We start from the raw sequence: 21723 nt of genomic DNA, 5'->3' as shown, positions 1-21723 counted from the left end.
GAGCGCCAGCGAGGCGCAGGCATGAGTGAGCGTAGCGAGCGAACCATGGGCACAGCCGCCTGCGCGGTCATGGCGGAGCCGAGCGCCAGCGAGGCGCAGGCATGACCGCGCTTTGGCACGGCTTTGCCGACATGGGCGCAGTCGAGCGAGACGGCGCGTTCGTCGTCGCCCGGGGCGACGGCGCCTACGTCTTCGATCAGGCGGGCAATCGCTACCTGGACGCCACCGCGGGCCTGTGGTTCGCCAACGTCGGGCACGGTCGCGGCGAGATCGCCGACGCCGTCGCCGCCCAGTTGCGCACGATCGCGCACTACTCCAATTTCGGTGACATCACCGAACCGGTCACCCAGGAACTGGCCGAGCGGCTCGCCGAGCTGGCCCCGGTACCGAACAGCAAGATCTTCTTCACCTCCGGCGGCTCCGACTCCGTCGACACCGCCGCCAAACTCGCCCGCCGCTACTGGCACGAACTCGGACACTCCGGCAAGACGATCGTGGTCGGGCGGCAGCGCGCCTACCACGGCATGCACGTCGCGGGTACCGCCCTGGCGGGCATACCGGGGAACCGCGAGGGGTACGGCGAATTGATGCCCGCCGCGCGAACCGTGGCATGGGACGACGCGAAAGCCCTGATCGCGCTGATCGAAGAGGTCGGCGCCGAACGCATCGCCGCGTTCTTCTGCGAACCCGTGATCGGCGCGGGCGGCGTCTACCTGCCGCCGGAGGGCTACCTCACCGAGGTGCGCCGCATCTGCCGCGACCACGACATCCTGTTCGTCGCTGACGAGGTGGTCACCGGTTTCGGCCGCATCGGCGGAGCCTGGTTCGCCTCCTCCCGTTTCGCCCTCGAACCCGACCTGATGACCACCGCGAAAGGCCTGACCTCCGGCTATCTGCCCATGGGCGCCGTCTTCGTCGGACCTCACGTGGCGGAGCCGTTCTTCGCGGGCGGCGTCTGGTGGCGGCACGGCTACACCTACGGCGGCCACGCGGGCGCCGCGGCGGCCGCGCTGGCGAACCTGGACATCATCGAGCGCGAGAACCTCCTCGATGCCGCCCTGCGCCTGGAATCCAGCCTCCACGACCAGCTGGCGGTGCTCGCCGAGCATCCCAGGGTCGCCGAGGTCCGCAGCGGTCTCGGCGCCGTCGCCGCGATCCAGCTGGCCGACCCCGCGGAAGGTCTGCCGCTGGTGAAAACCTTGCGCGCGCACGGCATCTCCAGCCGTGCCGCGGGCCAGGGCGCCATGCAGATCTCCCCGGCGTTCGTCATGACCGACGACCAGGTGTCCGAACTCGTCGACGGGTTCACCCGCGCACTCGGCGCTGGTTAGAGCGCCGGTGTGGTTGCGTAGACCCGAGACTTTCGCCACGGTCCGGCGTTCGTCGGTCCCGACTGTTGTGGTGTTCGCTGCGCACGACCGGTGTTCGCGCCCCGCGTTGCGTTGTCGGCCGGTTCGGAGTCAGAGCACCCGGGTCATGAACACGCTATTGGGGTCGGGGCGGTAGTCGCCGAACGGTGGGCAGTAATCGAAGCCGTGGGCCGCGTAAAGCTTGTGGGCGGGCCGGAAGAAGTCGGCGGCGCCGGTTTCCAGGCTGAGACGTCGGTAGCCGCGTGCGGTGGCTTCGGCCGATGAGATGGCGCAGCAAGGTGGAGCCGACGCCGCGGCGCTGGTGCGTCGCCGCGGTGCGCATGGATTTGATCTCGGCGTGCTCGCTGTCGAGGCGCTTCAGGGCGGCGCATCCGGCAAGGGTCTGCCCGTCCCATCCGGTCCAGAAGATGACGCCGGGGTGGCGTAGCGCCGCGAGGTCCAGCGCGTGCATGCTCTCCGCGGGCGAATGCTCGGCCATCTCGGCGAGGTGCTCGGTGAGCAGGGTGGTAACGGCGGGGTCGGTCACGTCGTCCACAGTGATGCGGAGGCCGCCGTTCTCCGCATCGGCGACGCGCTGCTCGATCTGGCGCGACATTCGTCCATCATGGCGGGCCGCCATGCTGGACGCCCACTCATGGGTGCACATCGGGATACCGCGAATGAGTCCGCTTGGTGATTCGGCTTTTCCGTCGATGCTTTTCGCCCAGGAGCGGACGTGGCGGTGCCCCACCGCACCGACCGAACACGCTCGATCGACCGCGGGCGCGCCCAAGGTTACTGCTGCGCAACCGAAAAGGGCGCTCCAACCGTTTCGGGATGCGAGCATGGAAGCGCGACGACCGGTGGCCGTCGTGCTGAGAGGTGGTGGGGTGTGGCGCAGTTCGTGCAGGAGTATGCCGTATTGCGGTGGGTGGTTGTAGGGGCGTTCTTGATCGCGGCGGCGATCGTGCTGGCGCGGGTGACGGCTGCCGTGCCGCTACTCGGTCGCCAGGTCGAGCTCGCCGCCGTAGCCGCGGAATCCCCTGTAAAGGATGATTCGGTACATGCCGAATCCGATGCCGCTCATGTGGTGATGTGCCTGGTGATGCTCGGCATGCTGCTGTTTCCCTCGAGTGCGAGCCCGCATGCGCTGCGCGGGGTGCTGACGGCGATGGCGGTGGTGTTCGCCGCGCTGCTGGTGGCCCGCGCCGCGGAGCACGCCGCGCAAGGCCGGCCCGTGCCGGTCGACCGGTTGATCCCGCTCGGCTACCACATCGCGGCCACCGCCGTGATGCTCTACGCGATGTCCGGCCACACCGCAGCCGGGCACGCGGGCGGGCCAGCCGCTGTCCCTGCGCTCGGGCTCGCCGCGCTGTTCCTGCTCGACGCGCTGCTCGTCGCCTTCGCCGCCCGCGGCGGGTGGACGCTCGCGCACAACCGGGGGCCGCTCGGGTTGCTCCTCCGTTCCGGGGGATGCGTCGCCGCTCTCACCGGACCCGCCCGGCCGTGGGCGGCGGTGCCGCACGTGGTGATGGACGCGGGCACCGCCTACATGCTGGTCGCCGCGATATCGGGTTGACCGGGGCGACCAATCCGCCTCCTTGTGCATACCGAACCCCTGTTTATGCAGGCAGGGGATTCGGCGATGAGCAACGAACACGGTTCTGCTTCACCACATGGGTCCGCGCGGGAGTGCGACGAACTCGCCGACCCGGCGCTCGCGTGCCCGTCGCCCGCCGCGGACAACCGGGCACGTACCGGTCTGGCCACCCGTGAACTGGCCGCGCTGCTCGCGGCGGTGGGGGCGGGCGATCGCGGCGCGTTCACCGAGTTCTACCAGTTGACCAGCCCGCGGGTATTCGGGCTGACGGTGCGCATCCTGCGTAGTCACGCCGCCGCGGAAGAGGTGACCCAGGAGGTCTACCTCCAGGTGTGGTCGATGGCCGACCGCTACGACCCCACGCTGGCCAGCCCGATCGGTTGGATCATGATGCTCGCGCACCGGCGCGCGGTGGACCGGGTCCGCGCGGAGAGTTCGGCCACCAGCCGCGAGCTGGTCTACGCGCACGAGCAGCTGGGCCGCGCCCACGACGTCGTCGCCGAATCGGTGGTGCAGCGCATCGAAGAACAGCAGGTGGCAGGCTGCCTGGGCATGCTGACACCCACCCAGCGCGAAGCGATCATGCTGGCGTATTACAGCGGGCACACCTACCGTGAGGTCGCCGACCACCTCTCGGTCCCACTGCCCACGATCAAGACCCGCATCCGCGACGGGTTGAAGCGATTGGAGAAGTGCTTGTCCGGGAAGGGCACCGATGGTTGACACCTCGCCGCGAGCGGACGCGGACCTCATCGACCTCGCCTATCCGTGCGCGCTGGACGCGGTCGCCGATATCGAACGCAGGCATATCGACGCTCGGCTGGCGGCCGCCGACCCGGCCGTGCGGCAGGCGTTCTCCGACACCGTCTGGCAGGTGCGCGAGATCATGGGACGGCTGGCCGTGCTCGACGAGCATGCGCCGCCGCCCGAACTGGAACGACGCATCCTGGCAGCGTTGCCCGACCGCGGCGCAGGAAAACCGGTCACCCGGATGGCGTCGTGGTGGCGGCCACCGCGGTGGGCGGTCGCGGTCGCCGCCGCGGCGTGCCTTGTGCTCGGCACAACCGTGGTGACCATGCGGTTCGTCGGCTCGCCGTCCTCTCCCACTACGGCCAACCAGGTGGAAGTCCAGCCGGAGACGCAGACCGTGCGCGGGCCGGTCGCCGGTGGCGGCCTGCTGGTCGTGGACGTCTCGCCGAAGCTCGGGCGCGCGGTCGTCGTCTTCGACCAGGTCGCGCCGCCGCCGGTGGGGCAGGTGTATCAAATGTGGCTGGTCGGCTCCGACGGGCAGTCACGATCGGTCGGGATGCTGAGCGACGCGCCGTCGGCCGATCGGCCGTTCGTGACCGGATTCCGGTCGGGCGAGCTGCTCGCGATGAGCGTCGAACCGGACGGCGGTTCGGACGCGCCGAGCGCCGAGCCGATCGCCTCCGTGCGGCTGCCGTGAGGGGAGTCTAGATCTCGACCGGCTGGTCGGCGACGACACGACCGCCCAGGCGCACCCAGCCGTCGGAGTCCCACTGGGTGAACAATTGGGAACCTTTGCCCTGGACTATGACCAGGCTCTTGCGCAGCAGCGCGGTCAGCGCCACGGCGGCGGCGCCGGTCGCTTCGTCCTCGACGATCCCCATGGTCGGCGCGAACATGCGGGAGCGCAGCGTCCCGCGATGTTCGTCGGTCCAGCTCCACAGATAGTGCGGGCCGCCGGGAAACTCGTCCGCTCGGAGGGTGGCGAGTTCTTCGGGGTCGGCGAGCTCGTGGAAGGTGAACGCCGGCGCCCATTCGCCGCGGGCGGTGATCCAGGTCAGCCCGTCGGTGAGTTCCACCGCCACCGGGCCCGCGGGGACGTCCAGCGTCCGCACCGGCGTCCCCTGGGCGGCGAACCACCACGCCGTCCCCACCGAGGGGTGCCCGGCGAACGGGAGTTCCACCGTCGGCGTGTAGATCCGCACCGTGGCGATCTCGTCGACCGGCTCGTCGACCACGACGGTCTCGGCGTACCCGGCCTTCGCCGCCAGCGCCTGCCGGTCGGCCGTGGCCACGTCCGTGGCCCTGGCGATGCCCAGTTCGTTGCCGAACCGCCCGGCGGCGTCGGTGAACACTCGGACCACGTCAAGCTGGGTGCCCATGGTCGCCGAGCCTACTCGGTGCCCCGACACCGAGCTGTGGTCCAGGACACACCCCCGAACGCGAAGAGGCCCCGATCCGCGGATCGGGGCCTCTTCGCGACGACCTCAGATCGCGGCCGTGGCCAGCGCCTCGGTGGACTGCACCGCCTGGCCGACACCGGCCACGATGGCCGCGGCCCGCAGTGATTCGAAGATCACCTCACGGGATACGCCCGCCTCGCGCAGCGTGTGCTCGTGCGCCTCCAGGCAGTGCGCGCAGCCGTTGATCGAGGAGACCGCGAACGACCAGAGCTCGAAGTCGGCCTTGTCGACGCCGGGCGAGCCGATGATCTGCATCCGCAGCCCGGCCCGCAGATCGTCGTAGCGGCCGCCGAGGAACGCCTTGCCCCGGTAGAACACGTTGTTCATGCCCATGATCGAGGCGGCGCCGAGCGCGGCGTTGTACGCCTCCGCGGTCAGCACGTCGGCGGCGTCCTCGGCGATCTCGCGCAGTGTGGTCGTCGACCGGGTCGCGGCCGCCGACGCCAGTAGGGTGCCCCACAGTTGCTGTTCGTTCAGCACCGTGGTGCGCGCGATCGATGACAGGTTGAGCTTGAGGTCCTTGGCGTACTCGGGAAGGGAGTTCTTCAGGTTCTCAATGCTCATGCGGCGATTCCTCTGCTCAGGTCGGCCCCGTAAGGGGACAGGTCATTTTCTCGGTGGTTGTTTCAGACGCTGGCCGCGAGGAGCTCACCGGCGTTGATGGTCGGGTCGCCCTTCTTCCAGTTGCAGGCGCACAGCTCGTCGGACTGCAGCGCGTCCAGCACCCGCAGCACCTCGTCGACGTTGCGGCCCACCGAACCCGCGGTGACCGAGACGAACTGGATCTCGTTGTTCGGGTCGACGATGAAGGTGGCGCGGTCGGCGACGCCGTCGGCGTTGAGCACGCCGGTGGCCGCGGACAACTCACGCTTGAGGTCCGAGAGCATGGGGAAGGGGAGGGTCTTGAGGTCCTCGTGCTGTGCGCGCCACTGGAAGTGCACGAACTCGTTGTCCACCGACACGCCGAGCACCTGCGCGTCCCGGTCTTCGAACTCGTCGTTGAGCTTGCCGAACGCGGCGATCTCCGTGGGGCACACGAAGGTGAAGTCCTTCGGCCAGAAGAAGACGATCCGCCACTTGCCCGCGTGGTCGTCGCTGGTGATCCGGGTGAAGTAGTCGTCGGGCTGCTGAGCGTCGACCTTCGACAGATCACCGCCGATGACCGCGGTGAGGTTGTATGCCGGGAATTGGTCGCCGATGGTCAGCAGGGCCATGCTCATCTCCTCGTCGTGTTGATTTGCTAGCGCATGCAATAGCTCACCGGTGATCTTGCCGGAAGCCCCGGTAAAAGGTAAAGGTGATCAGTCGCACTAGACTGATAGGCGTGACTGATCAGACTTATCAGCCCACCCTGTCACAGCTGCGTGCGTTCGTCGCGATCGCGGAATACCGCCATTTCGGCACCGCGGCCACCCGGCTCCATGTGAGCCAGCCCACGCTATCGCAGGCGCTCGCGGCGCTGGAAAACGGGCTGGGCATTCAGCTGATCGAGCGGAGTACCAGGCGTGTGCTGGTGACCGCCGCCGGAATGCGCTTGCTGCCCAAGGCGATGGCCACGCTGGAGGCCGCCGACCGCTTCGTCGCCTCGGCGACCGGGGACGGACTCGGTGGCGCCTTGCGGATGGGCATCATTCCGACGGTGGCCCCCTATGTGCTGCCCGGGTTGCTGCCCGAGCTGCGCAAGCGGCTGCCCGCGCTGCGCCCGCAGATCATCGAAGACCAGACCGCCCGGTTGCTGGACGGGCTGCGCACGGGCGTCTTGGACATCGCGTTGCTGGCGGTTCCCACCGACATGCCCGGTGTGGTCGAGATCCCCCTCTATGCCGAGGAATTCGTGCTGGTCACCCCACGTGGGCACGAGCTGGCCGGGCGTACGGACCTGGCCGCGTCGGTGCTCGACGCCCAGCCGCTGCTGCTGCTGGACGAGGGGCACTGCCTGCGCGACCAGACCCTCGAGGCGTGCCGGTCGGCCGATGCCCACCCCGCCGCGGTCGGCGACACCAGGGCCGCCTCGCTGGCGACCGTGGTGCAGTGTGTCGCGGGCGGGCTCGGTGTGACCCTGATCCCGCAGATGGCCGTCGCGGCGGAAACGGCGAGCGGCACACTGGATGTCGCGCATTTCGCGGACCCGGCGCCCGGCCGCACCATCGGCCTCGCGTTCCGTGCCTCCAGCGCCCGTGCCGACGACTACGAATACTTGGCCGCCATCATCCGCGCCCAGCGGCCGATGTAGGCGTCGGCCGCCCGTGCGTGCAGCGCGGGGGACGGGCACAGTGGGTACCGGGTGAGAGGAGCGGTGGACATGGAATCGGCGGCGCTGGGTCCGGGGCGGCTGGGTGGTCTGTCCGGGCCCGATCACGCGCTGTTCGTCTACGGGACGCTGCAGTTTCCCGAAGTGTTGGACGTGCTGCTCGGGAGGATTCCGTCGCTCGAACCGGCCGAGCTGACCGGGTGGCGCGCGGCCGCGCTGCCGAGGCGGATCTATCCCGGATTGGTCGTCGCGCCGGACGGACTGACCCGGGGCGCCGTGCTCAGTGGTCTCACCGCGGCGGAATGGATGATCCTCGACGCGTTCGAAGACGACGAATACGACCTGCGCCGGGTACGTGTCGGCGACCGGGTGGGTCCGGTGTGGACCTACGTCTGGACGGCGGCCGCCGATCCGGCCGACTGGCAACGGGATCGGTTCGCCGCCGAACATCTGACGCATTTCGCCGCACGATCCGCGCGGTGGCGCCACGCTCCACCCGCGGAGGAAGGCACGGCGTGATGCCTCCGCACGGTTTGCTGGTTGCAATTCCAAGACGACCGGTCGTATATTCGCTGCATGGCGCGACCGCGACGTAGTGAAGACACCCGGCGACTTCTGGTCGAGGAGGGCGCCGCCGGGTTCCTGACCAACGGCTACCACGGCACGGGACTCAAACAGATCCTGGACAAGGTCGGTGTGCCGAAGGGATCGTTCTACAACTATTTCGACAGCAAGGAGAGCTTCGGGCGCGCGATCATCGAGCATCACTCGCTGTGCGTCCAGCGCAATCTGACCGAGGCGTTCGGCGCCGCGCCGGATCCGGTGAGCGGCCTGCGGACGTTCTTCGGACGGCTGATGGACGATTTCGTCGCGGCCGATTTCACCGGCGGCTGCCTCATCGCGAACCTGGGCGGCGAACTGGAAGGCAGTGAGCTGCTGCGGGAATCGCTGTCGGTCGCTTGGGGCGCTTGGCGCGACCGCGTCGCCGAGCAACTGGCACACGGACAGCGGCTGGGCATGATCCGCGCCGACATCGACGCCACCGAGCTGGCCGACCTGCTGCTCGAGTCATGGGAGGGCGCGGTGATCAGGATGAAGATCGATCGCACCCTCGCGCCGCTGCACAAGTGCCTGGATCGGCTGCTCGGCGACTATTTCCTGCCCTGAGCCAAGGGCTGCACCCGTCCGGCGTCTACGTTCACCCATTCGAAGACGACCGGTCGTATCAACGAAGAGGAGAGAAATGGCGAAGACGGTCATCGTGACCGGTTCCTCCAGCGGGATCGGACGCGATATCGCGCGGGCGTTCCTGGAACGCGGCGACAATGTCGTGCTCAATGGTCGTGACACGGCGAAACTTTCGCGGGTCGCCGCCGCACTGGGCACTCCGGATCGGGTGGCCACGGTGGTGGGCGATATCGGCGACCCCGCGACGGGAACCGCTCTGGTCCGGGTCGCCGTCGAGCGGTTCGACGGGGTGGACGTGCTGGTCAACAACGCGGGCGTCTTCGGGGCCAAGCCGTTCGTGGACGTCACCGAGGCCGACCTGGACGGCTACCTCGACGGAAACCTCAAGGGCACCTACTTCACCACGCAGGCCGTGGTGCGACAGCTGCTGGCACAGGGCCGCGGCGGCAGCATCGTGAACATCGGCACGGTGCTGATCGACCACGCCCTCGCCGGGCTGCCCGCGTCGGCGGCACTGATCAGCAAGGGCGGTGTGCACGCGCTGACCACCAGCCTCGCCGCGGAACTCGCGGCCGACGGCATCCGGGTCAACGCGGTCGCTCCCGGCATCATCCGCACGCCGCTGTTCGGCGACGGCGACGAAGCGGCCGCAGGCAGGCTGGCCTTGCTCAACCGCATCGGCGAAGTCGCCGAAACCACTTCCGCGGTGTTGTATCTCGCCGACGCCGCGTTCATCACCGGACACATCCTTCCCGTCGACGGCGGGTTCATCACCGGAAGGGCAGCCTGATGCCGTACGTGAACATCAAAGTCACCGACGAGGGCGTCACCCGCGAGCAGAAGGCGCAACTGATCAAGGGCGTCACCGATCTGCTGTACGACGTCCTCGGCAAGGCGCCCGCGAGCACCTACGTCGTCATCGACGAGGTCGCGCTGTCCGACTGGGGCGTGGGCGGAGTCGACGTCGAACAGTGGCGCAAGCAGCAATCCTGAACCGCGAAAAACAGTACGGGACGGTATGATTCGGGCGTCGCCGGGCTCACGAGGGGCGGCGGCGCCCGAACTCGTCACACAAAGTCATACCGAGGCCGTTGCGTTTTCATCGGTGGCCGAGATCCTGGTACGACCGATACAGCTCGACGGAGGGGAGCTGCGATGCCATCGCTGCTGGAAATCTCGACCCACTTCTTTCTGCAGATCGTGGTCATCCTGGTGACCTACCAACTGCTCTGGCCCGTCTTCCGCCGCCTGGGGCAAGTCCAGGTGGTCGCCATCATGATCGCGGGCTTCCTGCTCGGGCCATCGGTGCTCGGCTGGGCCTGGCCGCAGGCGCAGGAGTGGCTGTTCCCGACCAAGCTCGCGGTGGGAGGCACGAGTATCGTCCACCCGAACCTGACCGCCATCTACGTGGTCGGCCAGATCGGGCTGGTGCTGTACATGTTCCTGGTCGGCAGCTCGTTCCAGCTCGACATCTTCGGCAAGCATCTGCGCCAAGCCGGGACCACTTCGGCGACCGGTGTCGCGGTGCCGATGGTGCTCGGCGGCCTGGTCGGCTGGTGGATGGCCGTGCAGGGCGGATTCTTCACCGAGAGGGTGGCCGACTGGCAAGGGGCGCTGTTCCTCGCCGCTGCCGTCGCGGTCACCGCGTTCCCGATCCTGGCCTGGATCATCTACGACTCCGGACTGATGAACACCCGGCTCGGCACGATGTCGCTGGCGGTCGCGGCCGTCGACGACGCGTGCGCGTGGGTGCTGCTGGCGGTGGTCGTCGCGACGGCGAAGGACAGCCCGGGTGGCATCTACCTCGCGGTCGGCGGCGGACTGGCCTACCTGCTGTTCATGTTCTTCGTCGCCCGCCGCTGGCTGGCGCGGCTGGAGACGTGGACGCCGCGCCGCGGTGACACCGAACGCGCGGGCGGATTGCCGGTCGGTCAGCTCACCGTGGTCCTGCTGGTGGTCCTGCTGGCCGCCGGAGTCACCGACTTCGTCGGAATCCATTCCGTGCTCGGCGCTTTCGTCGCCGGTCTGGTCATGCCGCGCGGTGAGCTGCTGGACCGGATCCGGGACCGCTTCGAGCCGCTGGTCGGATATCTGCTGCTGCCCGCGTTCTTCATCTATACCGGCTTGAACACGAAGCTGAGCCTCATCTTCGAGCCGAAGGTGCTGGTGATGACCGTCGTGGTGCTGGTGGTGTCGTTCGCGGGCAAGTTCGGCGCGGTCGGGCTGGTCGCTCGCTCCCAGGGCATGGGCTGGCGGGAGGCGGGCGCCATGGGCGCGCTGTCCAATGCTCGCGGGCTGATGGAGCTGGTGCTGCTCAACGTCGGGTTGTCGGCCGGGCTGATCACGCCCGAGTTGTACACCGTGCTCGCGATCATGACGACGGTCACCACCTTCGTCGCCACGCCGCTGCAGCGGATGTTCGAGCGCAGTGCGTGGAAGAACGGCATGGTCTTCGGTCCCAGCGGCGAGGAGCCGAAAGGGAGCACACCACCGGAGCAGCCGGAACGGCCGTCCGTGGACTCGGCGCGGATCTGACACCGGCCGGTACTAATGCCGAACGCGCCGGATCCGACCGGCGCGTTCGGGCTCGACCTGCGCCTACACCCGCAGCGCGTGCGGTTCGATCGCGCCGCGCACCAGCGCCCGCGCGTCGATGGTCTGGGCCTTGTACGGCAGCAGCGCCAGCCGGTCGGTCATCCCCTCGACGGGGTCCTCGATCTGGTCGACCAGGCCGAACAGGAACGACCACTCGTGCTCGTCGCTGCCGTAGTGCACGACGGTGCCGAACTGCTCGTGGAAACGCTGCCAGGACCGCTTCAGCGTCTCGTTGCGCCACATGGTCGCGCATCCGGCCTGGGCGCTCAGCACGCCGCCGGGCGCGAGCAGCGCACGACATCGGGACAGGAACTCCGCCTCGTAGAGCCGGTTGTGCTGGGCGTCCTCGACGCGCTCGTCCGGCAGGTCGATCACGATGACGTCGTAGCGGGTGCCCGCCTTGGCCGCCGTCGCGAGGAAATCCCAGCCGTCGGCGTAGTGCACCGTGATCGGCCCCTCGCCCTTGACCGCGGCGGCCAGTTCTTCGCTGGTGTAGCCGTAGGGCAGGTGCTGGGCGCACAGTTCGACCTCGAGCTGGTCGATGTCGACGTGATCGACGTGGGTGGCGCCAGCGGCGACCGACATCTGGCTGGCCACGCCCTCACCGGAGCCGATGATGAGCACGTTGTCCAGCTTCTCGGCCAGCGTGAAGGCCGGGACCATCATCGCCTCGTGGTAGGTCAGCTGGGAGAACTCGGTGGACTGGCGGTCGTCGTCGGAGAACAGGCTGATGCCCTGCTCGGTCCGCGCGATGACCATGTGCTGGAACGGCGTGTGCGTGTCGACGATCACCTCGTGCAGGTCCCAGATACGGGTCAGCCCGGCGCCCACCGGCTCCTCGATCCGCTGGCCGCCGTGTCCCCTGCGGATCACCTGCATGCGAACATCCTTGGGGGACAAGGCGTCCCGGAGCAGCTCCACCGCCGTCGACGCTCCCGCGCCGATGCTGCCGCAGGTGAAGACGTCGACGAAGATGTCGCCGGACTCCGGATAAGTGTGAATCGAGGCGTGGGACTCCGACAACAGCGCGAGGACGGTCACCCCCTGCGGTTCGAACTTCTTGTGTACGACATCGCAGATGGTGACGCCCGCCGCGATCAGAGACTCACGCAACGCCGATTCGAGTCGTTCGAGATCGTCGCAGAGGGCTGCGTCGACACCACCGAACTCGGCCAGCACATGCCAGCCGGTGAATTCCGCCGTCATGGGCAAACTCACTCTCGCTCAGCGCCCGAGACATGAACGGTCAAGGGCGGAAAACCATTGAAGGACACCGACGAATAGCTCGCGGTATAGGCGCCGGTGTCGGGGATTCGAATGCGATCACCGGCTCGCAACGTGGTCGGTAGGAGGACTCGCGTGCGTTGATACAGTACATCGTCGCCGTCGCAGGTCGGACCGGCTACCACCGCCTCGTCGACGGGGTCGCCGTCCCGGTCGGTGACGAACCGGTAGGCGATGTACTCGTTCTCGGTCTCGGCCATGCCGTTGTAGCGGCCGATGTCGAGATACACCCAGCGTCGTCCGTCCGGCGCGGTGCGGACGCCGACGACCTCGGCGTGAATCGTGCCCGCCGAACCGACCAGCGCCCGGCCCGGTTCGACGACCAATCCGGTGTTCCCGGAAAGGAATTCGGCCGCGGCGTGGTTCACCACCGCGGCGATCTCACCCAGTGCGGGTGCGGAATCGGCATAGGAGATCGGCAGCCCGCCGCCGATGTTCACCCAGCCGACGGGAATGTCCTTGTCCGCCAAGGCTTCCACGATCCGGCCCGCCTGTTCGATGCCGATCCGCCACGCGGTGGGGTCCAGCTGCTGTGAGCCGACGTGGAAGTACGGCCCGGCGACGACCAGTCCGAGGTCCCTGGCCCGGACCAGCAAGCGGAACGCCTCGCCCGGGGCGCAGCCGAATTTCGTGCCGAACGGGGTCTGCGACTCCGGCGCCGAGGCGAGGAAGCGGCACTCCACCTCGGAGCCGGGCGCATACTCGGCGATGCGCAGCAGGTCGTCTTCGGTGTCGAAGGCGAACCGGCGCACCCCTAGCGCAAAGGCCCTCGCGATGTGGGCGGCCTTCTTGATCGGGTTGCCGTAGCACAGGCGTTCCGGCGCCACCCCCAGTCCGAGGCACAGGTCGATCTCGCCGATGCTGGCGACATCGAACTCCGCGCCCTCCTCGTCGAGCAGGCGCACGATCTCCGGCACCGGGCTCGCCTTGACGGCGAAGCGGATCCTCGTCGCGGCGCCCCGGTCGGAGGACAGGGCGGCACCGAGCGCGCGGTAATTCTCGCGGACACGCTCGGGATGGATGACAAGGTACGGCGATTCGGGCATAGTTGATCTTTCGCTTGGGCAGCGGGGGAGAGAGTATCAGCGGCCCCTACCCAGAAACGAATCCGTCAAACCTTGGATTCGCCGCACGGTCGCCGCGCCCCGTCCTGGTCCCAGGATGGGCGCGCTGACCTGCGTGGATGCGGAGCCGGCGTGCGGTGCGGGCTCAGCCGGCGGACACAGTGACGTCGTCGAAGACGACCTCGCCCGCGGCGTCGGACTCGGCGAGATCGACCACCGCGTCGATCGACCAGCCATGGTCGCCCGCCGGGTCGTCGAGCACCTGCCGCACCCGCCAGAATCCCGGTCTTCGTTCCACCTGGAACAGCTGCGGGCCCCTGGCGTCGGGGCCGGTGCCGATCCGCTCGTACTCCGCGAAGTAGTCGGCCAAAGCCTGCGCCCAGTCCAGGCCCGGGCTCAGTTCGGCCAGGTCGTCCCATCGCCGCAGCGCGGCCAGTTCGACGCGGCGGAACATCGCGTTGCGGACCATGACCCGGAAGGCGCGCTCGTTCGCCGAGATCGGACGCACCGTCTCCGCGCCGAAGGCGACCTGGTCGGCGTCGGTCTCCGCGCCGGGATTGGTCAGCTGCTCCCATTCGTCGAGCAGACTCGAATCCACTTGGCGGACAAGCTCACCCAGCCACTCGGTGATGTCGTCGAGTTCCTCGGTGCGCGCGGACTCCGGCACCGTGCGCCGTAGCGCCCGGTAGGCGTCGGCGAGGTAGCGCAGCACCACGCCCTCGGAGCGGGCCAGCTCGTAGAAGGAGATCAGCTCGGCGAAGGTCATGGCGCGCTCGATCATGTCGCGCACCACCGACTTCGGCGCGGGCGCGAACTCCGACACCCACGGATGCCCCGCGCGATAGGTCTCGTAGGCCGGTTCGATCAGCTCGGCCAGCGGCTTGGGCCAGGTCACCTCTTCGAGCAGTTCCATCCGCTCGTCGTAGTCGATGCCGTCGGCCTTCATCTCGGCGATCGCCTCGCCGCGCGCCTTGTGCTGCTGGGCCATCAGCAACTGACGCGGATCCTCCAAGGTGGATTCGATGAGCGACACTACGTCGAGGGTATAGCTCGGCGAATCTTTGTCCAGTAGATCCAGCGCGGCCAGCGCGAACGGTGACAGCGGCTGGTCGAGGGCGAAGTCGCGTTGCAGGTCGACGGTCAGGCGGGCGCGGCGGCCCTGCTCATCCGGTTCCGGCAGCTGCTGGACCACCCCGGCGTCGCGCAGCGCGCGGTAGAGCCGGATCGCGCGCAGGATGTGCCTGCGCTGGGCGGCGCGCGGTTCGTGATTGTCCTCGAGCAGGTGGCGCATGGCGTCGAAACAGTTGCCCGGCCGGGCGATCACGTTCAGCAGCATCGCGTTGGTGACGGTGAAGCGTGACACCATCGGCTCCGGTTGGGCCGCGACCAGGCGGTCGAAGGTGTCTTCGCTCCAGGAGACGAAGCCTTCCGGCGGTTTGCGCCGCTGCACCTTGCGCTGTTTCTTCGGGTCGTCGCCCGCCTTGGCCAGCAGCCGGGTGTTCTCCACCTCGTGCTCGGGCGCCTGCACCACGACCGTGCCCATGGTGTCGTAGCCCGCCCGGCCCGCGCGGCCGGCGATCTGGTGGAACTCCCTGGCTTTCAACCGCCGGGTGCGCACGCCGTCGAATTTGGTCAGCCCGGTGAGCAGCACCGTGCGGATGGGCACGTTGATGCCGACGCCGAGGGTGTCGGTGCCGCACACCACCTTCAGCAGGCCGTCCTGGGCGAGCCGTTCCACCAAGCGGCGGTATTTCGGCAGCATGCCCGCGTGATGGACGCCGATGCCGTGCCGGATCAGCCGGGACAGGGTCTTGCCGAAACCCGCGGCGAACCGGAACTCGCCCAGCGCCTCGGCGATCGCGTCCTTCTCCGCGCGGGTGGCGAAGTTCACGCTGGTCAGCGCCTGGGCACGCTCCAGCGCGGCGGCCTGGGTGAAGTGCACCACGTACACCGGCGCCTGGTGGGTGGTGACCAGTTCTTCCAGGGTCTCGGTGATGGGGGTGCGCGCGTAGGAGAAGCTCAGCGGTACCGGGCGTTCGCTGCCCGCGACGATCGCGGTGGAGCGGCCGGTCCGGCGCTCCAGGTCGCGGGCGAAGAAGTCGACGTCGCCGAGCGTGGCCGACATGAGCAGGAACTGGGCGCGCGGCAGTTCCAGCAGTGGGACCTGCCAGGCCCAGCCTCGGTCCGGATCGGCGTAGAAATGGAATTCGTCCATCACGACCTGGCCGACGGCGGCGTCCGCGCCCTCGCGCAAGGCCAGATTGGCCAGGATTTCCGCGGTGGCGCAGATGATCGGCGCCTCCGGGTTCACCGCGGCGTCGCCGGTGACCATGCCGACCCGCTCGGCGCCGAACACCTCGCAGAGGGCGAAGAATTTCTCGCTCACCAGCGCCTTGATCGGGGCGGTGTAGTAGGTGCGCAGGCCCTGGGTGAGGGCGAACAGGTGTGCGCCGACCGCGACCAGCGACTTTCCCGATCCGGTCGGGGTGGCGAGGATGACGTTGGATCCGGAGGCCAGCTCCAGCAGCGCTTCGTCCTGCGCCGGATACAGCGGGGTGCCCTGCTCGGCGGCCCACATCCCGAACGACTCGTACAGTGCGTCGGCGTCGGTCCCCGGGATGTCGAGCAGTTCGGTCAGATCCACTCCGACCACCCTACGGCGTCGGTATCGGCGGCGCGTGCAGGGGCGATCGGTACTCCCGACCGCGCCAGGACTCAGTCCCGCTCGCCCTTGTCGTCGCCGTTGTAGCCGCCCTGCTCGGCGAGGAATCGTTCGAACTCCGCGCCCAGCTCGTCACCGCTGGGCAGCTCGCCGTCACCGGCCAGCAGGCTCGACTGCCGCTCCTGCGCGGTGACGAAACTGTCGTACTGCCGCTCCAGGGCGTGCACCACGGTCTCCACCTCGACATTGCCCGCGATGTGCTCGTTGACCTGTTCGCGCACGCGCGCGGCGGCCTCGCCGAGCGCGGCCAGCGGAAATTCGAGGCCCGCGTTGTCGGCGACGTTCTCCAGCAGGGTCTGCGCGGCCTCCGGGTAGGCGGTCTGCGCCAGGTAGTGCGGGACGTGCACCGAGAAGCCGACCGACTCGTGACCGTGCTGGGCCATGCGGAATTCCAGCAGCGACGACGCGCTGCCCGGCACTTGGAGTTCGCCAGGCCAGCGCTGATGCTCGGAGATCAGGTCGCGATTGGAGGAATGCGCGGTCACCCCGAGCGGGCGGGTGTGCGGAATGGCCATCGGAATCGCGCTCAGCCCGATGCTGCGCCGCACGCCGAGTTGTTCGGCGAGCAGGCGCACCGCGGTGGTGAACTTCTCCCAGCGCAGATCCGGCTCCAGACCCGCGAGCAACAGGAACGGGGTGCCCGCGGTGTCGCGCAGCGCCCAGAGGTTGAGCTCCGGCTCGGCGTACTCGGAGAAATGATCGGTCTTGAACGTCATGAGCGGGCGCCGCGAACGGTAGTCCAGCAGCTCGTCCACGTCGAACGAGGCGACCAGTTCGCTTTCCAGGCTCTCGCGCAGGTGCGTGGTGGCCAGCCGTACCGCGTGTCCGGCGTCGGTGAAGCCTTCCAGCCCGTGCACCAGGACCGGGCCCGAGCCGTCGGCGGACGACAGCTGCGGAGCGGGGAACTCCAGTTCGTACATTCGCGACTCGTACTCCATCGCGTACTCCTTCCTGCGCGGTTCCTGCGGCTCGGACGCGTACCTCACGCGCCAGTGTGGTTGCCTGTTCGATCGTTCGCCACCGGTGGTGGTAGCCGTACGACGAGCAGTCGTCCGAGACGGGGACCACCGTCCATTGTCCCCCATGCCGATGACGGCCATCGCGCACGGCCGGACACCGACCCATACTCCGAGGCAACAGCATCGAGGGCCTGCGCATTCCCGGCCCGGCGGCGTGGCATCTCCGGCTGGGCCGCCGGAGTTTGGCACAGTGAGCGTGTGACGGTGGTGGATTCGACGCGCGGGCGGCCGGGCTGGATGGTGCCGGTCGTGTGCGCCGTGCTGCTGGCCGGGTGCGGGTCGACGGTGCCGGGCCGCCCGCTCTCGTCGGCACCGGCCACGGTGACCCGGCAGGTGAGCGCGGAACTGCCGACGCTGCTGCCGGATCCGGCGCAGTTTCCCGCCCGGTACCCGGCGGTGGTGCTTCCGCAGGAGGCCGTGGCCCAGGCGGCAGGCGATTTGGACGGCATGGGACGCGGGGCGGGCGTGCAGCCGAGCCGGTGTGTGCCGCCCCGCCAGGACTTCGGCCCTGATCGGACGGCGATGGCGGTGGGCACGGACGAGGCGACGCGCGCCACGCTGACCGTCGAATTGGCGCGTACCGACGAGGCGTTGGCCTCGTTGCGCGCCCGGGTGGCGCAGTGCGGATCGGTGCGGGTGACCCGCGCGGGCGCCAGTACCACCGTGCTGACCGAACTGGACGCACCACCACCCGCCGACGCCGACGACGCCGTTGCGCTGCGCAGAACCGTGCGGCCGGAGGCGGGCGGTGCCGGGCTGACCCAGTCCATGCGTACGCTGCTTGCTCAGATCGGGGATGTGCGAATCTCGGTGACGTACATGTCTTTCGACGACGGGGAACCGGACACGGTGGCGCTGGACGCACTGTTCTCGACGGCTGTGCGAAAGGTGCGCGAGGGGTAGGCCGCGACTGATCCTGGGCCGGTCCCGGCCGCACGGTAGCAGCCGCCACCGACATCGATCGCGGTCGCCATGGCCGCGTGGGCAATTCCTGCACAGCGCAAGGTGAATTCCCCAGACCAGCCGAAACGTGAGGTCGGCATCGACCACCCCGGAGCGCGGAGTTGGAGACTCGACGCATGACCACCTCCGCGACACCTTTTCCCGCTCCTGAGCCAGTCGACGCCGAGCCCAGCGGCCGGGCCAGCGCGCTACGCCGAGGCCTGCGTAGCCGACGCGCGTTGGCCTGCCCTGCTTCCTCCGGTTTCCCGCGACCAGACGACATAGGTGCCATTGCGCGAGAACGGGTTTCGACGACAACGGAAGGAGAAGCAAGCCCTGGGGAGGAGCGGCGTACCCGTGTCGACCCGGCTCGAAAAGCCCGGTGCCGCGATGAGCCTCCGCCCTTCGGGGATATACCCGAACATGCCGTGTGCGTGGATGATCCGGGCGAGCTGATCGCGGCCGTCCCCGCGATGCTGGGGTTCACTCCGGAGCGGTCGGTGGTGGTGCTCGTCCTGCGGCGTGGCACCACCGACGCCGCGGCGGTCGACGCGGTGGTGCGGTTCGACCTGGACTCGCCCGGTGGACGGCGGGTGCGCTCCGGGCCGCTGGCCGCCGCCGTCACGCGGATCTGCGGATCTGAGGCGGCCGAGGTACTGGCGGTTCTGGTCGACGATCGCGCCGAAGGACCGGAAGCGCACGCCGACCGGACCAGTTGCGCGACGGGACGATTCGACGTGCTGGTCGGCGCGCTGGGCCGACGCCTGGCGTTCGCCGACATCGCGCTCGCCGGGGCGTGGGCGACGCGCGAGATCGCCGCCGGGCAGCCATGGTGGGCATTGACCGGGCCGGACCAGCGTGGTGTGCTCCGGGATCCGGCCGCCTCGATGGTCGCGCTCACCCACGTGCTGGACGGCAGGCCCATCCGCGGCTCTCGCTCCGAACTCACCGACCTGGTCGCGGTGGATCAGCTGTCGCGCGAGGAGGTGGCGGCGCAACTGGAGAACGCGCTCACCCTGGCCCGGGAGCGGTATGCCCGGGCCGCGCGCCGCGGCGACCCGAACGAATACAGCAGGCAGGCCCTCGACTACGTGCTGTGGCAGATCGCCAACGTCGCGTCCGGCGCGGCGCTGATGGCGCCCGAACTCGCGAAATTGGCTGCCGCTCTGCGGGATCGGGCGGTCCGGGACACGATGTTCGCCTTGGCCGTCGGCGACCATGCCGCCGCCGCCGAGGCGCTGTGGGGCGCGCTGACCCGCGCCCTGTCCGGTCCGGATCGCGCCGAGGCCGCGGCACTGCTCGGCTACAGCGCCTACGTTCGTGGTGACGGTCCGCTCGCGGGCATTGCCCTGGAGGCCGCGCTGGAGGCGGATCCGGGGCATCCGATGGCGGTGCTGCTCGATACGTCCCTGCGCCTGGGCATGCGCCCGGAACAGTTGCGGCGACTGGCCCGCAGCGGTTACCAGACCGCCGCGGGTCTGGGTGTCGACCTCGGCACGCCAGCGCCATGAACAGGCTGTGCGGGGCGCATGTCGAACCGGCTGAGCGTCATTCCCGGAACGGGTCTTCCCACTTACCGCATGAGGATTACGCAGTCCGCACGTCGCCCACCGCGACAGCCGCGTCCGTAGGAGCCGCTCGCCCGGCGGCCCGAGCCAGCGATGCGCCACGCCAAAGGGCTGACCGAACAGGATTGTCGCCCTTGTGGCGTCGGCTGGGCCGGGCTGATCAGGTTGTGCTCGCCCGAGCCGAGGCATGCTCGACTCGGGCGGTGCGTCGCCGACTACGGTGCGCTGTGCGCGCGGGAGCCGAGCGACTGGAGGAAAGCCCAGGCATCGGTCACGATCTCGTCGAGGTCGTTGTGTTCTGGTCGCCAGCCGAGTTCCTCGATGGCGCGCTCACTGGAGGCGATCAGCGTCGCCGGGTCGCCGGGGCGGCGCGGCGCGTCCAGGGCGGTGATCGGCAGGCCGGTGACCCGTTCGCACGCCGAGATCACTTCGCGCACGGAGAATCCGGTACCGCTGCCGAGGTTGTAGATCCGGTGGGCGCCCGCCTCCGCGCCGGCCAGGGCCAGCAGATGGGCTTGGGCGAGGTCGCGGATATGGATGTAGTCGCGGACCGCCGTGCCGTCCGGGGTGGGCCAGTCGGTGCCGAAGACCGAGATCGCCTTGCGATGCCCGGCCGCGACCTGCAGCACCAGCGGGATGAGATGCGTTTCCACCACCCGGTTCTCGCCCAGACCGCCGTAGGCGCCCGCGACGTTGAAATACCGGAGGCTGGTCGCCGCGAGCCCGTGCGCGATCGCATAGGAGGTGATGGCATGGTCGATGGCCAGCTTCGAGGCGCCGTACGGATTGGTCGGGCGGGCCGGGGCGTCCTCCGTGATCGGCACCTGCTCCGGTTCCCCGTAGACGGCCGCGGTCGAGGAGAACACCAGCCGCGGGGTGCCCGCGCGGCGCATCGCCTCCAGCAGTTCGAACGTCTTCACCACGTTGCCGTGCCAGTATTTCTCCGGCTGCTGCACCGACTCGCCGACCAGCGACTGCGCCGCGAAATGCAGGACACCGTCGAAGATTTCGGCGTCCAGCAGCGCGGGCGCGGCCACCGCCACGTCGCCCTCGACGAACCGGGCGCCGGAGGGCACGCCGTCGGCGTTCCCGGTGGACAGGTCGTCGACCACGACGACCTCGTGCCCGGCTTCCAGCAGAACCTGCGCGCAGACACCCCCGACGTAGCCCGCGCCACCCGTGACCAGAAGTTTCACGCCTCAGACCAGCTTCACCTGGACGGCGTGCGCCATCTCGTCGGACAGTTCGAATCCGTCGTGCCCCGGCACGGTGATGACCACCGAGCCCGGCTTGTTCTCGACCGTGACGCGCGCGTCCGGCACTACGCCCGCTTCGCGCAGGCGTCCGATGACCTCCGGATCGGTCTGGATGTGCTCCGCGAGCCTGCGCACGACCACGGCGTGCACCTGCCCGTGCGGCAGATCCGACAGCCGCACCAGTTTCTCGTCGCTGGTGGCGGGCGGTACGACGCCCAGTTCGTCCAGACCGGGGATGGGGTTGCCGTACGGGGAGGTGGTGGGGTGGTTGAGGACCTCGACCAGGCGCCGTTCGACGTCCTCGCTCATCACGTGCTCCCAGCGACAGGCCTCCGCGTGCACGTTCTGCCAGTCCAGCCCAATGATGTCGACGAGCAGCCGCTCGGCCAGCCGGTGCTTGCGCATCACCGCCACCGCCATGCTGCGACCCTTCTCGGTCAGTTCCAGATGACGGTCTCCGGCGACCAGCAGCAGACCGTCACGCTCCATCCGCGCCACGGTCTGGCTCACCGTAGGGCCACTCTGCTCGAGGCGCTCGGCGATCCGGGCGCGCAGGGGCACTACGCCCTCCTCCTCGAGGTCGTAGATGGTACGGAGATACATCTCCGTGGTGTCGACCAGATCCTTCACCTGTTACCCCTTCGTCGGCACGAATTCTACCCACGCACGCCGACA

General features: G+C 69.0%; 22 protein-coding genes. 12 read left to right on the top strand and 10 right to left on the bottom strand.

From position 1 onward, the window contains the following. The first annotated feature begins 101 nt into the window (after positions 1–101). The gene (locus tag ON34_RS16755) at positions 102–1331 is read left to right on the top strand and encodes an aminotransferase family protein (protein WP_040780320.1); all 1230 of its coding nucleotides are present in this window, start codon (positions 102–104) and stop codon (positions 1329–1331) included. Between the two features lie 154 nt (positions 1332–1485). Here ON34_RS16755 and ON34_RS16750 read toward each other — a convergent pair whose 3' ends face one another. After that, entirely contained in the window at positions 1486–1965 is a 480-nt protein-coding gene (locus tag ON34_RS16750) for a GNAT family N-acetyltransferase (protein WP_245548066.1), read from the bottom strand. Between the two features lie 276 nt (positions 1966–2241). Between ON34_RS16750 and ON34_RS16745 the strand changes: the two genes are divergently transcribed. The 3 genes from ON34_RS16745 (at position 2242) to ON34_RS16735 (ending at position 4396) form a co-directional block, all read left to right on the top strand. Continuing rightward, positions 2242–2928 carry a DUF5134 domain-containing protein gene (locus ON34_RS16745; protein WP_040780319.1) on the top strand — a complete coding sequence of 229 codons (687 nt, stop codon included), beginning with the start codon at positions 2242–2244 and terminating at the stop codon, positions 2926–2928. 66 nt (positions 2929–2994) lie between these two features. After that, positions 2995–3672, top strand: a complete 678-nt coding sequence (gene sigK, locus ON34_RS16740) for an ECF RNA polymerase sigma factor SigK (RefSeq protein ID WP_040780317.1) — start codon at positions 2995–2997, stop codon at positions 3670–3672. Next, positions 3665–4396: an anti-sigma factor gene (locus tag ON34_RS16735; protein WP_040780315.1), complete on the top strand. Its 732-nt coding sequence runs from the start codon at positions 3665–3667 to the stop codon at positions 4394–4396. Before sigK ends, ON34_RS16735 begins: the two co-directional genes overlap by 8 nt. A 7-nt stretch (positions 4397–4403) precedes the next feature. On the opposite strand, the gene ON34_RS16730 is transcribed toward ON34_RS16735, so the two are convergent. The 3 genes from ON34_RS16730 to ON34_RS16720 form a co-directional block, all read right to left on the bottom strand. Next, entirely contained in the window at positions 4404–5078 is a 675-nt protein-coding gene (locus ON34_RS16730; RefSeq protein ID WP_040780313.1) for a PhzF family phenazine biosynthesis protein, read from the bottom strand. Between the two features lie 105 nt (positions 5079–5183). Then, on the bottom strand, positions 5184–5723 hold the full coding sequence (ahpD, locus tag ON34_RS16725) for an alkylhydroperoxidase, AhpD family (protein ID WP_040780312.1): 540 nt from the start codon (positions 5721–5723) through the stop codon (positions 5184–5186). Positions 5724–5785: 62 nt separating this feature from the next. Beyond that, a complete protein-coding gene (locus ON34_RS16720) occupies positions 5786–6373 on the bottom strand; it encodes a peroxiredoxin (RefSeq protein WP_040780361.1) in 588 nt (195 codons plus the stop codon). Positions 6374–6483: 110 nt separating this feature from the next. On the opposite strand from ON34_RS16720, the gene ON34_RS16715 reads away from it, so the two are divergent. From ON34_RS16715 to ON34_RS16690, 6 genes are all read left to right on the top strand, one after another. Further along, on the top strand, positions 6484–7392 hold the full coding sequence (locus ON34_RS16715; protein ID WP_040780310.1) for a hydrogen peroxide-inducible genes activator: 909 nt from the start codon (positions 6484–6486) through the stop codon (positions 7390–7392). A gap of 69 nt (positions 7393–7461) precedes the next feature. Then, positions 7462–7929 carry a gamma-glutamylcyclotransferase family protein gene (locus tag ON34_RS16710; RefSeq protein WP_051022758.1) on the top strand — a complete coding sequence of 156 codons (468 nt, stop codon included), beginning with the start codon at positions 7462–7464 and terminating at the stop codon, positions 7927–7929. 57 nt (positions 7930–7986) lie between these two features. Next, a complete protein-coding gene (locus tag ON34_RS16705) occupies positions 7987–8577 on the top strand; it encodes a TetR/AcrR family transcriptional regulator (RefSeq protein WP_040780308.1) in 591 nt (196 codons plus the stop codon). A gap of 76 nt (positions 8578–8653) precedes the next feature. Continuing rightward, positions 8654–9388, top strand: a complete 735-nt coding sequence (locus tag ON34_RS16700) for an SDR family NAD(P)-dependent oxidoreductase (protein ID WP_040780305.1) — start codon at positions 8654–8656, stop codon at positions 9386–9388. Next, positions 9388–9591, top strand: a complete 204-nt coding sequence (locus tag ON34_RS16695) for a tautomerase family protein (RefSeq protein WP_040780303.1) — start codon at positions 9388–9390, stop codon at positions 9589–9591. Before ON34_RS16700 ends, ON34_RS16695 begins: the two co-directional genes overlap by 1 nt. A gap of 162 nt (positions 9592–9753) precedes the next feature. Continuing rightward, complete coding sequence (locus ON34_RS16690; RefSeq protein WP_040780300.1) at positions 9754–11133, top strand: cation:proton antiporter; 1380 nt, start codon at positions 9754–9756, stop codon at positions 11131–11133. Between the two features lie 63 nt (positions 11134–11196). Here ON34_RS16690 and speD read toward each other — a convergent pair whose 3' ends face one another. The 4 genes from speD to ON34_RS16670 form a co-directional block, all read right to left on the bottom strand. Then, complete coding sequence (gene speD / locus ON34_RS16685) at positions 11197–12399, bottom strand: adenosylmethionine decarboxylase (RefSeq protein WP_040780298.1); 1203 nt, start codon at positions 12397–12399, stop codon at positions 11197–11199. Between the two features lie 8 nt (positions 12400–12407). Further along, the gene (locus tag ON34_RS16680) at positions 12408–13523 is read right to left on the bottom strand and encodes a type III PLP-dependent enzyme (RefSeq protein ID WP_040780297.1); all 1116 of its coding nucleotides are present in this window, start codon (positions 13521–13523) and stop codon (positions 12408–12410) included. A 163-nt stretch (positions 13524–13686) separates the two neighbouring features. After that, positions 13687–16185, bottom strand: coding sequence for a DEAD/DEAH box helicase (locus tag ON34_RS16675; RefSeq protein ID WP_040780295.1), 2499 nt, complete (start codon positions 16183–16185; stop codon positions 13687–13689). A 71-nt stretch (positions 16186–16256) separates the two neighbouring features. After that, positions 16257–17201 (bottom strand): PAC2 family protein, encoded by a 945-nt coding sequence (locus tag ON34_RS16670; RefSeq protein WP_040780357.1) that lies wholly within the window; start codon positions 17199–17201, stop codon positions 16257–16259. A 279-nt stretch (positions 17202–17480) separates the two neighbouring features. On the opposite strand from ON34_RS16670, the gene ON34_RS16665 reads away from it, so the two are divergent. After that, complete coding sequence (locus ON34_RS16665) at positions 17481–18185, top strand: sensor domain-containing protein (RefSeq protein ID WP_306303646.1); 705 nt, start codon at positions 17481–17483, stop codon at positions 18183–18185. A gap of 473 nt (positions 18186–18658) precedes the next feature. Continuing rightward, positions 18659–19735 carry a DUF4192 domain-containing protein gene (locus ON34_RS16660; protein WP_051022756.1) on the top strand — a complete coding sequence of 359 codons (1077 nt, stop codon included), beginning with the start codon at positions 18659–18661 and terminating at the stop codon, positions 19733–19735. Positions 19736–20007: 272 nt separating this feature from the next. Here the strand turns inward: ON34_RS16660 and galE are convergent, their stop codons facing one another. Beyond that, entirely contained in the window at positions 20008–20988 is a 981-nt protein-coding gene (galE, locus tag ON34_RS16655; protein ID WP_040780291.1) for a UDP-glucose 4-epimerase GalE, read from the bottom strand. A gap of 3 nt (positions 20989–20991) precedes the next feature. Beyond that, positions 20992–21678, bottom strand: coding sequence for an iron-dependent transcriptional repressor DtxR (locus ON34_RS16650; RefSeq protein ID WP_040780289.1), 687 nt, complete (start codon positions 21676–21678; stop codon positions 20992–20994). Positions 21679–21723 lie beyond the last annotated feature (45 nt).

Source organism: Nocardia pneumoniae NBRC 100136, from assembly GCF_000308755.1.
GTDB lineage: Bacteria > Actinomycetota > Actinomycetes > Mycobacteriales > Mycobacteriaceae > Nocardia > Nocardia pneumoniae.
Note: the sequence above shows the minus strand (reverse complement) of the source record. Positions and strands in the feature narration are given on the sequence as shown.